Origin of the sequence: Sporolactobacillus mangiferae, assembly GCF_023336505.1 — a bacterium.
GTDB classification, from domain to species: Bacteria; Bacillota; Bacilli; order Bacillales; family Sporolactobacillaceae; genus Sporolactobacillus; species Sporolactobacillus mangiferae.
Genome location: NZ_JAMAST010000005.1, coordinates 1 through 13,936 on the forward strand (window position 1 = coordinate 1; position 13,936 = coordinate 13,936).

At 38.1% G+C, this 13,936-nt stretch carries 16 protein-coding genes and 1 pseudogene; 11 read left to right on the plus strand and 6 right to left on the minus strand.

What is annotated here, in order from left to right; translation table 11 throughout:
* Positions 1-551 (plus strand): hypothetical protein (locus M3N64_RS06450; RefSeq protein WP_249099878.1); only part of this gene is annotated, 551 nt, incomplete at its 5' end.
* A gap of 231 nt (positions 552-782) precedes the next feature.
* On the opposite strand, the gene M3N64_RS06455 is transcribed toward M3N64_RS06450, so the two are convergent.
* The 3 genes from M3N64_RS06455 to M3N64_RS06465 are packed head-to-tail and all read right to left on the minus strand — an operon-like array spanning position 783 to position 1,409.
* Entirely contained in the window at positions 783-863 is an 81-nt protein-coding gene (locus M3N64_RS06455; RefSeq protein WP_249100281.1) for a hypothetical protein, read from the minus strand.
* Positions 864-904: 41 nt separating this feature from the next.
* Complete coding sequence (locus M3N64_RS06460; RefSeq protein WP_249099883.1) at positions 905-1,084, minus strand: type II toxin-antitoxin system RelE/ParE family toxin; 180 nt, start codon at positions 1,082-1,084, stop codon at positions 905-907.
* Entirely contained in the window at positions 1,077-1,409 is a 333-nt protein-coding gene (locus tag M3N64_RS06465; RefSeq protein WP_368389902.1) for a type II toxin-antitoxin system Phd/YefM family antitoxin, read from the minus strand. Before M3N64_RS06465 ends, M3N64_RS06460 begins: the two co-directional genes overlap by 8 nt.
* A gap of 883 nt (positions 1,410-2,292) precedes the next feature.
* On the opposite strand from M3N64_RS06465, the gene M3N64_RS06470 reads away from it, so the two are divergent.
* The 10 genes and pseudogenes from M3N64_RS06470 (at position 2,293) to M3N64_RS06515 (ending at position 10,965) form a co-directional block, all read left to right on the plus strand.
* Positions 2,293-2,703: a MerR family transcriptional regulator gene (locus M3N64_RS06470; RefSeq protein WP_249099886.1), complete on the plus strand. Its 411-nt coding sequence runs from the start codon at positions 2,293-2,295 to the stop codon at positions 2,701-2,703.
* A 4-nt stretch (positions 2,704-2,707) separates the two neighbouring features.
* Positions 2,708-3,886 carry an MFS transporter gene (locus tag M3N64_RS06475; protein ID WP_249099890.1) on the plus strand — a complete coding sequence of 393 codons (1,179 nt, stop codon included), beginning with the start codon at positions 2,708-2,710 and terminating at the stop codon, positions 3,884-3,886.
* Positions 3,887-4,392: 506 nt separating this feature from the next.
* Positions 4,393-4,781: pseudogene (gene tnpA, locus M3N64_RS06480) on the plus strand (IS200/IS605 family transposase).
* A 532-nt stretch (positions 4,782-5,313) separates the two neighbouring features.
* Positions 5,314-5,580, plus strand: coding sequence for a hypothetical protein (locus tag M3N64_RS06485; RefSeq protein WP_249099893.1), 267 nt, complete (start codon positions 5,314-5,316; stop codon positions 5,578-5,580).
* 88 nt (positions 5,581-5,668) lie between these two features.
* Complete coding sequence (locus tag M3N64_RS06490) at positions 5,669-6,532, plus strand: McbB family protein (RefSeq protein ID WP_249099901.1); 864 nt, start codon at positions 5,669-5,671, stop codon at positions 6,530-6,532.
* Positions 6,522-7,334, plus strand: coding sequence for a nitroreductase family protein (locus M3N64_RS06495; protein WP_249099904.1), 813 nt, complete (start codon positions 6,522-6,524; stop codon positions 7,332-7,334). Before M3N64_RS06490 ends, M3N64_RS06495 begins: the two co-directional genes overlap by 11 nt.
* Entirely contained in the window at positions 7,312-8,364 is a 1,053-nt protein-coding gene (locus tag M3N64_RS06500) for a YcaO-like family protein (RefSeq protein WP_249099907.1), read from the plus strand. Before M3N64_RS06495 ends, M3N64_RS06500 begins: the two co-directional genes overlap by 23 nt.
* A 13-nt stretch (positions 8,365-8,377) precedes the next feature.
* On the plus strand, positions 8,378-9,481 hold the full coding sequence (locus M3N64_RS06505; protein ID WP_249099909.1) for a YcaO-like family protein: 1,104 nt from the start codon (positions 8,378-8,380) through the stop codon (positions 9,479-9,481).
* A 16-nt stretch (positions 9,482-9,497) separates the two neighbouring features.
* Positions 9,498-10,262 (plus strand): hypothetical protein, encoded by a 765-nt coding sequence (locus M3N64_RS06510; RefSeq protein WP_249099912.1) that lies wholly within the window; start codon positions 9,498-9,500, stop codon positions 10,260-10,262.
* 10 nt (positions 10,263-10,272) lie between these two features.
* Complete coding sequence (locus tag M3N64_RS06515; protein ID WP_249099915.1) at positions 10,273-10,965, plus strand: ATP-binding cassette domain-containing protein; 693 nt, start codon at positions 10,273-10,275, stop codon at positions 10,963-10,965.
* Between the two features lie 128 nt (positions 10,966-11,093).
* Here the strand turns inward: M3N64_RS06515 and M3N64_RS06520 are convergent, their stop codons facing one another.
* The 3 genes from M3N64_RS06520 to M3N64_RS06530 form a co-directional block, all read right to left on the minus strand.
* A complete protein-coding gene (locus M3N64_RS06520) occupies positions 11,094-11,648 on the minus strand; it encodes a hydrolase (protein WP_249099918.1) in 555 nt (184 codons plus the stop codon).
* A 2-nt stretch (positions 11,649-11,650) separates the two neighbouring features.
* Complete coding sequence (locus tag M3N64_RS06525) at positions 11,651-12,871, minus strand: multidrug efflux MFS transporter (RefSeq protein WP_249099920.1); 1,221 nt, start codon at positions 12,869-12,871, stop codon at positions 11,651-11,653.
* Between the two features lie 89 nt (positions 12,872-12,960).
* Positions 12,961-13,785: an AraC family transcriptional regulator gene (locus M3N64_RS06530; protein WP_249099923.1), complete on the minus strand. Its 825-nt coding sequence runs from the start codon at positions 13,783-13,785 to the stop codon at positions 12,961-12,963.
* Positions 13,786-13,936 lie beyond the last annotated feature (151 nt).

The window sequence follows — 13,936 nt, forward strand, 5'->3', positions numbered from 1 at the left end:
ATTTAACTAGAGAAGAATACTATAATTCTATTAATTCGTCCACGATTGAGTATAATACGAATACTACAGATAATTCCCCTGTCGATAAAAAAGGTAATAGTAATGCAATAACTCCTGCGGAAATTCCCATTGTGACAACCTATAAATACAAAGAAAAAAAGAGCACTAAATACTATGGAGATCGCATAAAAGTATCTGCATGGGTAAAAGCTGGTTCTAAATCAGCACTTATTAGTCATTCAGTACAATATTCTGTTACAATAAGCGCATCATATAGTGTTACGGCAGGAAGTCAACAATCAGCGATAAAGCATGGAGCATCTTTTACTATAACTTCAGCCAAGACTAATGCTAATACTTATGGGTTGTATGTAAGTGCACATCGTACGGGAGCAATTTATTTTAAGCCATATAAACGTAAAACATCAGGCACATTGACACAGTATAATAATTATGTAGGTAAAGTAAATAGTAAATCAGTGTACGCTCGTTCTGCCATTAAGTTGAAATCAGGGGAAGCTGATGGAATATATTATATAGTTTATAAATAATTACCAGCGTTTTATAAACACATTCGTTCCTTTATACCATAATGTGGTGTAAATCCAGTATCGCAGCATCAAATATTAGACAGGCTAAATGATAGTGTAAATAAATTTCGGTTTGTTTCTGAATACAAATCAAGCCTTCACTTGACAAGTGGAGTGAGTCCACTGGTGCCTTAAGCATAACTGGAAAAGGACTTTCGCATGACACTCCTTGCTTTTCATCCTTTTTCAGACTTAGTTCTGATCAAGATATAGATGAATATCACGGCTTCCGTGCAGAATACAGTGGATTTCGATGACATCGCCATCCACCATATAGAAAACGAGGTACTTGTCAACTGGAATCCGGCGGTATATCAGATGAAACTGCCCGCCGGTATGGATTCGTACATTTCCGGAAATTCGGCAAGCTCATGAATTTTTTCAATAATACGGTCGTATTGCTGTACCGCTGTCGATTCGTAGTACTGCATCAGATAGTCCACGATACCTTCGAGATCCCTGACCACGATGGGCAGCATAACGATCTTATACATTTTTACTTCCCGTTTGGTCTGTCAACTTTTTCCGCAACTTCCGCGAAACATCGGTAAAATCGTAACGGGTATGATCGCTTTCCGCCAGTGTTTCGGCTTCATGCAAGGCTGTTTCGATGCGCTTGGCTGATCGGATATCTTCATACTGTTCCAGACCCATGACAACCATATCGCCATGACCGTTTTTCGTCAGGAACACCGGCTCCGCCTCTTCATGAACAATGCGGGAAATTTCAGAAAAATTATTTTGTAAGTCTGAGATCGGTCGAATATTCGGCGTGATTAACTCACCTCCAATGATTTTATCGTAGTTATGATAAAATATCTATTCGAGCAAAATGAGGGAATGCTTCCAAAGCGGAAAAGTTGTCCGAAAAATATCGGTTTTGTGTGTGGTCTGTAGAAAGAACGATATTCTTTCATACCGTCCGGTAGGGCGCTTGACCATGGTAAAGATCTGCCGGCATGCTGTCATTCACCCTCTTGACACAGGACACTTCATGTTGGATACCCTATGTGCATCAAATCTAATAGAATTGGTTAAGAAAAAAGAGTGAAGCGATCTGATTGCAGACCCTCACTCTTTTTGCATACTTCTATGATGAAATTTAGACCTTAGTTATTGAAGGAGCGCCAGCACTTCTTCAGTCGTCCGTACTTTACCGATTCTCGGGAAATATGGGTGATGCAGTGGCTGTAAAAAGTAAATAGTTTAGTTTCCAAAAGCGTGGTCTAAATTCACCGTCTTTAGACGGTATCCGCTTTTTCAAAGACACAAACGTTAATGAATAAGTTTTCATACTTCGAATGTTATGATATATCTATATTCTCAAACATTTATGTACTGTTTATTATTGGTTTTAATTCTTCTCAATCACTTTGTAATTCTTTTACTTGTACCTTTAAAGATTCGATACGATCAACTATTTGTTCAATAAAGCAGCTTTGATATCATTGTTCATAATCACTATTATCACTAATTTTTCATTCTGGCTTAATTTCTCCCATGAACTTTTTTGTGATAAAGAACAAAGGTCTTTTTTCGGGGATGTTTTCCTTCTTTTCAAGTGACGTTGCTGCGTATATCAGGATAAACTGGAACCTCACTGGATTTGGGAAAATACTTTTGAAAGTTCAGTTAATGAAATTGGGTTGACCTTAACATCAATGTCAGGGTATATCATGTCACAGTGAAGGGAGGGTGTGGAATGAAAATTAGTGAACTTTCGAAAAGAACTGGGGTAAGTGCGCGATCACTGCGCTATTACGAAGAAAAGGAGCTGCTTCATTCTGCGAGAACGGATAATGGTTATCGAGATTACGATGAGTCCACTGTTGACCAAGTTCGAACGATTCAGCTTTATTTCAGTCTTGGATTGAATTCTGATCAAATCAGCCAGGTCGTTAACTGTGATCCTATTGTTTTTCCTTATGATAAATTAGTTTGTTCTGAAGTGATTGAGGTTTATAAGGAAAAAATTAGCGAGGTCAGTCAGCAGATTGAAGAGCTTAAAGCTATTCAAAGTCGGCTTGAAGAAAGAATGGTATTAACTCTCCGATCCTTAGAAGCAGAAAAAGAAAAGCATCAATTGGCTATTCGTGATGAGGGGCAGTGCTAAAATCATGAATTTAAATCGATCAAAAAGATTGAGTGCCCTGATCGCCCTGTATCTGAGTGTTTTCATTATCGGAACGGCTGAACTGCTTCCCATGGGCCTGCTGCTGCCTTTAGCTCAAGATCTTCATATCGGCCTTTCACTGACTGGAATGCTTGTCACCGGCTATGCCTTGGGTGTAGCCATCGGTGGACCGCCTATTTTTGTCTTGACAGGACGGTTGCCTCGAAAAACTCTGCTTTGTCTCTTTCTTCTTGTGTTCACTATTGGTGGTGCAATCTGCACATTCGCCACAACATTCTGGATGCTGTTGCTTGGCAGAATCATCAGTTCATTCGCGCATGGTATCTTTTTTGGCATGGCCGTCTTAACTGCCAAAGATCTTGCCACTGCGGAAAAAGGAGGGACCTATATCTCAATCGTGATGATGGGGATTACCCTGTCCGTGATTTTTGGCGCCCCGGCAGGAGCCTTCATTGGCATTCAATTGGGGTGGCGTGCGGCATTTCTGGTGATTACTTTGCTTTCCGTGCTGACTCTAATTCTTTTATTTGTCGGGCTTCCAGACCTGTCCAGGCTTGAAAAGGTGTCTCTGAAAGATCAACTGATGAAACTGGGAAACGGCCAATTCATTGCTGCGTTTCTCGCAACAACATTTTGTATCGGTGGTTTTTTTGCGGGATTCACTTACATTAGTCCGTTATTAGAAAAGATTACGGGTTTTTCAGCCCATTCCATTTCGATCATTCTTTTCATTTTTGGTATCGGTGCAATCGTTGGCAATCTTATCGGCGGCAAACAAGCGGACAAGAACTTGAGAAGAGCTATTTTCACAGGGACATCTTTACTTATTCTTTCCCTGATTATGCTGTTTGTTGTCAACCACATGAAGCTGGCCTCCGTGATTGCTATTTTCATCTTGGGTGTTGCTTCGTATGGAATCATGACACCTTTTCAACTACTCATGCTTCAGAAATCAGCAGGAGCTGAGGAACTTGCTGCAACAATCAATATCTCTGCTTTTAATTTAGGTAATGCCATCGGTCCTTTGATTGGCAGTCTTACATTAATCTGCGGATGGGGATTAAAAATAATCCCTCTGACAGGTGCAATAACCGTGTTCGTTGGTTTGTTGCTTAGTGTCTGGTGTCAGGCAAAAGAAGGGTCCAAACAAAAAAATGTATGAGCGGCTTGCTCAATACATATCAACCAGAGGAGTGTAAAACTGATCGCCGTTGATTTGAACTATTTTTCAGAACGGTGAGATTCTGAATGTTAATGGTGGATGGTTATTTGGAAGATAGCATACGGGACACTTTGCTGGAGATCCATGCGGATTAAATCCGGATGCTGATCCGCGATTTTTTAAAATAGAATTGATTAAGAAAAAAGAGTGAAGCGATCTGATTGCAGACCCTCACTCTTTTTGCATGCCTTTATAATGTAAAACTTAGACCCTATTACAGAACCGCCAGCACTTCTTCGGTTGTTCGTACTTTGCTGATTCGCGGGAAAATATGAGTGATGCAGTGGAGTGGCTGTAAAAAGTAAATAGTTTAGTTTCCAAAAGCGTGGTCTAAACTCACCGTCTTTAGACGGTATCCGCTTTTATCCTTATCTTTTCTGTCCATACTTTTGCTAGAGTTGAAAAGTATGGACGGTTATTAGAAAAGCGGCCATGCGGTCTATGATATCAAGTATCATGTGATCTGGGTGACCCAATATCGCTATCAGGTGTTGGTGGTCCAGTCGCGTTCGACTGCGTGAACTCATCCGACAGGGATGTGAATCCCGTGGAGTCACCATCCTGCAGGGGAACATAGGCAAGGATATCCATTTGCTGATTTCATATTCGCCGAGCCTTGCACCGAGTAAAATCATGCAGTATCTGAAAGAACGCTCATCCCAATTGCTTCAGGATGAGTTTCCAGAACTCAAAAAAAGGTACCAGGGGCAGCATCTATGGTCGAGAGGTTATTTCTGCGCGACCGTCGGCAACGTGACCGAAGAAATCATTCGAAAATTATATTGCGAACCAGTCGGATAAGGTCAAGAACGACATGTTCAAGATTGACGACTGAGTTCTCAGTCAGCATTCAGTATGCTATGAGCACAAGGTCTTTCAGAAGACTTCAGTCTTGAATGGCGACTTTAAGTCATTTAGTCAAATTTGCTTTATTGTATTGAAATACAAAATCAAAAGAAGATCTCAAAAATCAATTTTTTGACTATAAGATACCCCTCTTAAAAGGTAGAGATGAATACTAAATGATGAGATGTCACAATTTGCAGCAACTGTCCAATATTGAAAAGTTGTACCGATCATGAAGTCGGTCAGAAATGCTGATGTCCCTACCAAATTTGTATCTGGCATCGCGATCTGATTGCTAGTCGGATAATAAGAGATAGGACAGATTTCAATGCTTCTTTAACAAAAAATTTTTTAATAATGGGAAGAAATTTTGTTCAGTATTGTCGATACATTAAGAGATTAAATCTTTCATAGGTTTGGTATAAAAAATTTAATTTCATCGACATTAAACGACAACATTTTCAGAATAAGTAAAATATACTTAAAATGTAAAAAATATTATATTTTAAGGAGTGATAGATATGAGTCAACTGTTATCACTGGAGAAAAGCATAGAAGGAGTGCCTGAGAATGAACGCTCTTTACCTGTTCGTAACACGAAGACATCAGATAAACCTGGAATGAAGTCATTTAAACAACATGAGGTAAGAAGATTTGGCGTAGGGGGTAAAGTTGGGGAAATTCGTAATGCTAGTGGTGGTGGTGGAACAACTATTGTTCTTTGCTGTTCATGTAGCGGAAGTGCTTTTTATAAGGATGTTGAGGCTTTCCATCCTAAGAAATCCTAATAATATGATAAAAGTGACTTATTTCTGTATTGCATTTTAGAGTACAAGAATATAGTCACTTTATTTTACTTTATTGGAGGTATTATACATGGAATATGAAATACAACCATTTTTTCTATATAAGGGTAAGAAAAAAACTGTTTTACAAAATATTAATGGTGCTGTTGATTTAAATGATAGAACGTTGATAAATTTATTAACGAGTTGGGATTCTGAACAAAAAAAGGTAATTTCCTATGATGAATTGAGGATGGTTTTTACAGAATCAATTCAAGAGTTATTAGATTTTTTAGATGATAATGGGATTATTAAAGAGAAAATAAAAAAAGAGTACTCAATAAAACGTATAATCATTTTGGCAGATGACGCAGAAATTAGGCTGAATATAAAACAAATGCTTTTAGAATTAAATGCAAAAGAGATTAGACTTTATATTGTTGAAAAAAAGGAAATAATAGATTTAGTATTGTCTTCAAATGATCTATTAATAGTCTCGTTAACAAAATTTAAACCGCGCTTTGCTGATTACATAAAAGAAAGGGTTATAAAAAGTAACTCAGTATTGTTGATGGGATATTGTTATGCAAATAATTATTATATCGATAATTTATATAAACATGATTGGTATCTTCCGTGTCATACATGCAATTTCGAAAATTTAAAGAATCAACTGCGTATAAATAATGGCTCATCAATAAATTATCAACAACTACTAGATATAATATATAAATCAGACGAAGATACAACTATATCATATCCAATAAGTCATTTAAACAAAAATCTAATAAGTATAGAACTTTATAAAAAAGTGGCATCTTTCATTGGTGATGGTCAATTTACTTTTTTGTCACCAGATGAATATAACGATATTGAGATGATTCAATTAAAGGACAGCAACATCATCAAGGATAGTTCATTTCATTGGGAACTGTGTGATTGCTATGAAAAATAATGACAAAAAGATTGTAGCGGATCAATTGAAAAACGAAATTTATGATCGAAGTATGTTTAATTATGTAGAAAAATTTCATCAAAAGACTGCCTGGGTTACGCCGTTTAATTGGACTTTTAAAGAGTCAGTATTTGATTGGCAAAGGTTACTTGAATATACTGATGAACTGCCTGATAACTACATATCAAAAGTAGAACTGCCTATAGATAAAGATATTCCATGCTTTGACGGACCACGTTCAACAAGAATTTATAACAAAGAAGCTACAATCAGCAAAAAAAAATTTAGTGATATTTTATTTAACGCTTTTGGACGCTATAGAGGATTGGGATCCAAAAATTATCCCTCTGGTGGTGGATTATATCCAATTATCCCCATGCTTATTTTATTGGAGGGAAGTGCTATAGAAGGTGTTGAAAATCCTGGCATCTATGTTTATGATTCTTCAAAATTAGAACTACTATTAATAAAAAGAATTAATAACAAAAATAAACAAAATATTCTAGTCAATGTGAATTCAATAAATCCAGGATTTGCATTATCAAACATTGCTTTTATATATGTCATTGATATGGAAAGAGCGCTTATTAAGTATGGAGTGAGAGGATATAGGCATGCATGTATTGAGATAGGTTTAGCAATGGAGAGTTTAATAATGGCGTATCGAAATATTGATTCATCTTTGGGGGATTGTGTATGGTCAGGATTTAATGATAATGCTCTGACCGTTGCATGCGGATTGAATGTAAGACTAACGCCAATAGGGATGCTGCAATGGTTTGGCAAAAGAAAGGAAGTATAAAGTGTATTTTGAAAGGTTTCCAAGCGATAATTTTAATATTTGTGATAAAAAATTTTTCAATAATATTGATTATTTTGCTTATACAAAAATGGGAGCTCTACAAAATTTCGGCATGGAAAATCCTCTAGATTGTGGTTCTTTTGGAAAAACGAAAAAAGAGGCTTTGAACAAATCTATTTCAGAATCCATTGAAAGACGAAGCTTGCTGGCTTATAAGAATAGAGATTTCAAGACAGCTCTAAATGTTATGGATGGGTCACTAAAAAAAGTTCAATATGAAAATTACTTCTTTTCAAAGAAAAACATTACAGACACGACAGCAACTGCATGTGATACTGTACCATCTAGGGCGGTCATATCTGCTATTGCTGAACTTATTGAAAAAAATTCCACCTTTCTTTTTTGGTATAACAATGAAGGATACGAAGTTGATTCAAATCAAACGGAAAAATTTGTACTCCGATATGGATTCAGAGAGTTCAAGTATAAAATGTATATTAATTTATCGTTCTATCCTTTTATTGTTGCTTATGTTGTTTTGTATAAAAAAGAGCTACCTTTAATTATCGGGACAGGGTCAGGAACTAATTATACTAATGCTATCTACAAGGCGATGAGAGAAGCTAATTTTTTATTTAAAGTTGAGTCTAGCATGAATATTAAAGCTGAAATTCTTGGTATACAGGTTGATAAGTACACATTAGCAAAGGAAAAATCTTTAAAAAGTGTTGAAACACGATTAAAGTTAAAATCCTATCCTAAACGAAGTTTGAGTCTACATGAAATCAACTATAAAGATAAAAAACAACATTTATCAATTCTTAAAATGGCATTAAGTAAATATACTAATGAGGTCAATATATTTCCTATTAATTTATTTAATAATCGATTAACTTTTAAAATATATTCGCCGGATCTTATTAGCTATGTGCCCTTTAAATTCAATCTGAGGTTTGATAAGAAAATATATTCTAGAATTAAATTAAGAAAAGAGGACATATTAAACTTTCCAGAATTACCCATTATGTAAGGGGGAGAAGATTATGTACTTAATAAATAATCATAGTAATGGAATGCCCTTTTTATTATATTCCGTTAATATTGAAGATGCCAAATTCCCAAGTGTTGACACATATGAAACTTCAATTTTATCAGTAACAATTAAAAATGCAACAGGAAATTCGGTTGATTTTAATAAAAGAAACTCTCTGTTTGCAGCCTTCGGAGAATTTAACGAGAGACTTTCGATGTATCATTCGACACAAAATAGTATACCTAAAATACAGGCATTTTCCATGAATGAAACTCCCTCAACATTTATTGAGCCAACTAAAATCTATTTAAATCTAAATATGAAATCTTTGTCAGGCTATGATAAAGAGTTTCAAGATTCTTGCGGTGTTGCATCACAAATTAATTCAAACGCATCAATGCTTGCTAGTTTACTGGAATTTGCAGAGAGGCAATCTCTAATTGCAACTTGGTTAGGAAAGCAAAAGAGAAAGAGGTATAAATTTAAAGATATACTTTATCATTTGAATCAAAATGATATACTTTTTTCAAAGACACAAACGTTAATGAATAAGTTTTCATACTTCGAATGTTATGATATATCTATATTCTCAAACATTTATGTACTGTTTATTATTGGTTTTAATTCTGAACACTATGCACTTGGGTTATCTGCTGGTAATAGTTTTTTGGATGCGTATAGCGGGGCATTAAAAGAATTTTTCCAATGCTATTTTGCATCTCAAAGAATTATAGGCAATACAAGTGCGGAAAAAATAGATCTATATAAAGATTATTATTTAAATATCACGATTCAGGATTTTTATGATAGCTACAAGTTTTTAGAGGAAAGTGATACACTTTATTTACATGAAAATGATTTGTTTGATTTGACGGATAATCAATTATGCATACAAGCGATCCTTGAAAGTTTTAAAATGCTTGGTATTCACTCTTATATTGTAAGCATCCCCCCGCATAATAAACAAACTAGATTAAAAATCACAAAAGTTTATTCGCCTGATGCATTTCCACATATGTATGTACCCTTGTTAGAACCAGAAAGATACAGGATATGCAAACTGCTTAATATGAATAAATTTCCTAACAAAGGGAAGCAAATTCCTTTTCCTTGAAAAGAGGGTATAAAGAATGAACTTGAAAATAATATACAATTATTTTAAAGTATTCAATAAAATTATTTGGTCAGAAAAGATTCCTTTTATCTATACACTTGTTGCACCTGCTCTTTTTTTTGTTTTTTCTAATTTCTCATTGTATGGAGAAAAACACATTGATGGTTCCCATTTGGTACTAAAAGGAGCCAATTATTTTGGATATATTATTGTTAGCGTCATGGTAAACGGAATTTCATTACAATTGTTGAATTTCCGAGAAAATGGATCATTAAAAACATTCACCATGATTTCAGGTGGAAATAAACATCTAGTGATTAGTGGTTTAATTGTGAGTGAGTTATTTTTTGGGCTCATCTGCAGCACTATTTTTTCCACTTTAGTATCTACATTTGATTTTCATTCTTTCTTCTTTATTTTATTAACCTCACTTTTCATATACCTTATTTCAGGCATTCCGATTGCTTTTTTGGTGCTTTTTATGGCGGTTCTGAAAGTTAGGGCAAATACTATGGGAACAGTCTCAAATTTATTGGTTATTTTATTTATATGGATTGCAGCAGTTCGGAGAGATACGGGTAATTTCCTGGGGGAATATTTATATGGGTTAATCCCTAATGATTATGTGACACAAGTGGTTATATTTATTGTTCGCTCATTTCAAGGAACCTTCTCTTTAAGTGGGTTATATATATTAATTGCAGTTACAGTAACTTACATAGTTATTGGAACATGGTCTTTATCAAAGATACAAATAAATTCAATTTATATGCGAAATTAAGGTGAACTAAATGAAAATTGAATTAAAAGATATTAATTTTTCATATGCAGGAAGTCCTTTGTTTAAAGGCCTTGATATGGTTGTAGAACCCGGTAAGTTAAATTTATTGATTGGTTATAATGGAGCGGGGAAAACAACCCTTTTTGATATGTTGACAGGCATAATCACTCCTCAATCAGGTAAAATAGATGGACTTCCGGGAAAAGAAAAAATTCTTTATCAAACGCAAGCACCCGCACTTTTTGGAGTTTTATCGGGTAGGGATTTACAAAACTTTATTTTTGGTACATCTAACGGATATACTCCAATTGATATCACTTCATTGTCTGATCGGCTACAAGATTTATATGAGAAATTAATGAATAAAAAGATTAGCGTAATGTCTGTAGGGGAACGCCGTTGGTTATTAACTCTGATCGAAACGCATCTAGATAAAAAGTTGTTCCTGTTTGATGAACCAACGAGCGGTGTAGATCCGGTATCACGGCGTCAAATATTAGACAGGCTAAATGATATTGTAAATGGTTCCGACAGAATTGTAATAGCATCTACTCATGAATTAAGAGATTACGAGTCCGTAGCAAGTAATATTTTTTTATTAAACAAGGGGTGTATCCGAACTTTTCAGTCATTTAGTGACTTCGTTGAAATTTCCCCAAGTAAAGACCCAAATGAAGCGTTTGAACGGTATGTAGAAGATTGATTTAGATAAGCAACTATCAATAAAGCAGAATCAAATGATGCTGTTGATTAAGAAAAAAAGAGTGAAGCGATCTGATTGCAGACCCTCACTCTTTTTGCATGCCTTTGTAATGTAAAACTTAGACCCTATTACAGAACCGCCAGCACTTCTTCGGTTGTTCGTACTTTGCCGATTCGCGGGAAAATATGGGTGATGCAGTGATCATGTTCTTCCTTAGTCGACGCAGTCATCGCATCCTCGACAAAGATTTGATGATAGCCGTGCGCATACGCTTCCCGCGCCGTTGTATCAACGCCGATCCCGGTTGAAATGCCGCAGAGCACCAGGGTGTCGATGCCGCGGCGACGCAGCTGCAAGTCCAGGTCGGTTCCATAAAAGGCGCCCCACTGCCGTTTTGTGATTTGATACGTATTTTGAAAGGCATCCAGCTCGGGTACATAGTGATCCCACCCGTCAGGCAACCCCGACGCAGGCTGACTTGAATCCGTCTGGGGAACAAGCCAATCTTTTCCATCAAAGGAAGAGACTCGGACAAGTGCAACAAAGGATCCATTGGTTGTAAATGCGTGTACCAGTTTCATCGTCCTTTCAACCACTTGCGCACCAGTATATGGGGCGCGTTGACTGTTCACAATCCCGTTTTGCAGATCAATAACTACTAAAGCGGTCTTCTCTTTATTCATTTTTATCGCTCCTCATTCAGGTGTTGTATGCGAATGGCCTGCGCGTTGACTTGCCGGTAGACGCGCCAATAAACCCACAGGCCATTCATAAGCAGCAAGGCGGCAGTGACAAAAAATACCGCACGAATACTTAGCCATGCGGCAATCTGGCCGCCAAAAACAGATCCGCCGAAAACACCCAAATACATGGCGGACATACTAAATCCAAATACGCGGCCGGTCAGCGCGGCTGGCGTGATTTTTCGAATCATAATATTCACGGAAGGCATTAACCCGCCGGCAGTCAGACCGAACAGAAATCGGAGCGCGATCAATTGCCATGGCGCAGTGACAAAACCTTGCGGGATAAAAAGCAGTCCGGCCGTAAAAAGCATCATTACCATAACCTTATGTGCGCCAATCCGATCGGACAGCTTTCCTAAGCGTGGTGCAGCGATAATATTTGCGAGCCCCGAAGCGGAAAAAGCAAGTCCGGACAGCAGGGCGAGATGACTGCTGCTTGTCAGGTGCCCCATGAACACCGTCACAACCGGCTCAACAGAATATAAAGCGATGGTTAAGATAAAGGCGGTCACAAACAGGGTAACGGTTAGTCCTTTTTCCGGAATCTGATTCCAAATATCCTTAGCATGCCGAACTTTTTTATCAGTTCGCTTGAACGACTCCTTCACGAAGAAAAGCGTCGTGAAAAAGGAAACCATCATTAGTGAACCAGTCATAAAAAATACGTTTTGCAACCCAAAATGTTCGCTCAGAAACCCGCCGATCAGCGGACCGATCAGCGAACCGGCAATGTTGGCGGTTGACAGAGTGCCCAGCGCCCATCCGGCATGTTCCTGATCCGTCTGGGTCGCGATCAGAGTCGTACAGGCTGTGCTGTAACCGGTGATCACGCCTTGCAGCAGGCGAAGCCCGATCAGTACGGCGACATTGGGGGCAAACCCCATGCAGCCGATCACAACCGCCATGCCCAGACTGGCCCGAAGCAGCATAGGCTTGCGGCCAAACTTATCGGCCACCGATCCCCAGATGGGTGAGAAAATAGCGGACAAGATAAAGGTACTGCCAAAAGCAATGCCGGATAGCTGAGCGATGGCCGCTTCATGAGTCACACCAAGATGCCTGATGTACAGCGGCAGTACGGGTGCGATCTGGCTCATGCCAATCCCTGTCGCAAACATGCCAAACCAGCAAACCACTAAATTTTTTTTCCAAATCGGCATGATCCGCGCCTCCGAGATTCAAGTATAGGATGAATAATCACACCCAATAGTTTAAACACGGATTAGCGGCCGATCCATGGTTAATCCTGTTATCCATGGACATTTTTGCGGTAATATTCGATTGGACTGATCCCTTCTGATCGTTTAAAAAGCCGGCTGAAATAAAATTCGTCCGCAAAGCCAAGCAAATGAGCCACTTCCTTGACTTTGTAATCGCCGTCAAGAAGCAGCTCCTTCGCTTTGTCAATTTTCATCTGGTTAAAATAGGAAATGACCGAGTAACCGGTGCTTTCTTTAAAGATTCTGGTCAGATACGTCGACGACAATTGAACACGTTCGGCTAGCGCTTTCAAAGTGATGTGCTTCGACAGATTCCTTTGCATATAGGTGACGATTGTCTCTACCTTTAGTGAGCTTGAATAATTTTGATTTTGCCTTCTGACATTTTCTGCAATGGCAATGAGCAGTTGTTGCAGCAGAGTCCGTGCGGCAAAAGCGTATCCGGGTCTTTTTTTATCCCAATAGGTAGTCAAGCGTCGAAATAGTGCTTCGACTTCGTAGTAATCGATTAGTACTCTTGCCGTTTTTCGCATCAGCTTTTTCGTGCCCTCACGGATCGCCCATTGACTTTGACTCCATACGATCTCCGCGCAGCTGAAATGAACGGATAAGAAACCGCCAGGGCCCGCTTCGGCCGCGAACATATGATGAAATCCGGGAGGGATGTAGCAAAGCATGCCTTTTTTTATTGAATAATGCCGTTGATCAATGGTTATGGTTCCGGCCCCGCCGGTAAAAAGGATGAGTTCATGGTGGGACAGTGTGCGACTGATCGTTCGCGGTGCGTGCTCCTTATTATCGAAGGATCTGTGGTTGCAATAATGAATATGGAAAAAAAGCTGATCGGACAACATGGACTCACCCGCTTTTCGAAAGTAGAGACTTGCTCTTGCTTTCAGTTATTATAGCGCTTCATCTGAAAATCTGTACCATGATTACTTTTGCGTCTCACGAAGCGCGTCAGCACCCGAGCAACTGCGCAGTCATTTACCGGTGATAAAAAAG

Coding starts and splice junctions, on each gene's coding strand:
- M3N64_RS06520 (WP_249099918.1), bottom strand. CDS start 11,648: ATGAATAAAGAGAAGACCGCTTTAGTAGTTATTGATCTGCAAAACGGG.
- M3N64_RS06490 (WP_249099901.1), top strand. CDS start 5,669: ATGGAATATGAAATACAACCATTTTTTCTATATAAGGGTAAGAAAAAA.
- M3N64_RS06525 (WP_249099920.1), bottom strand. CDS start 12,871: ATGCCGATTTGGAAAAAAAATTTAGTGGTTTGCTGGTTTGGCATGTTT.
- M3N64_RS06495 (WP_249099904.1), top strand. CDS start 6,522: ATGAAAAATAATGACAAAAAGATTGTAGCGGATCAATTGAAAAACGAA.
- M3N64_RS06510 (WP_249099912.1), top strand. CDS start 9,498: ATGAACTTGAAAATAATATACAATTATTTTAAAGTATTCAATAAAATT.
- M3N64_RS06505 (WP_249099909.1), top strand. CDS start 8,378: ATGTACTTAATAAATAATCATAGTAATGGAATGCCCTTTTTATTATAT.
- M3N64_RS06460 (WP_249099883.1), bottom strand. CDS start 1,084: ATGTATAAGATCGTTATGCTGCCCATCGTGGTCAGGGATCTCGAAGGT.
- M3N64_RS06475 (WP_249099890.1), top strand. CDS start 2,708: ATGAATTTAAATCGATCAAAAAGATTGAGTGCCCTGATCGCCCTGTAT.
- M3N64_RS06515 (WP_249099915.1), top strand. CDS start 10,273: ATGAAAATTGAATTAAAAGATATTAATTTTTCATATGCAGGAAGTCCT.
- M3N64_RS06530 (WP_249099923.1), bottom strand. CDS start 13,785: ATGTTGTCCGATCAGCTTTTTTTCCATATTCATTATTGCAACCACAGA.
- M3N64_RS06470 (WP_249099886.1), top strand. CDS start 2,293: ATGAAAATTAGTGAACTTTCGAAAAGAACTGGGGTAAGTGCGCGATCA.
- M3N64_RS06485 (WP_249099893.1), top strand. CDS start 5,314: ATGAGTCAACTGTTATCACTGGAGAAAAGCATAGAAGGAGTGCCTGAG.
- M3N64_RS06455 (WP_249100281.1), bottom strand. CDS start 863: ATGGTGGATGGCGATGTCATCGAAATCCACTGTATTCTGCACGGAAGC.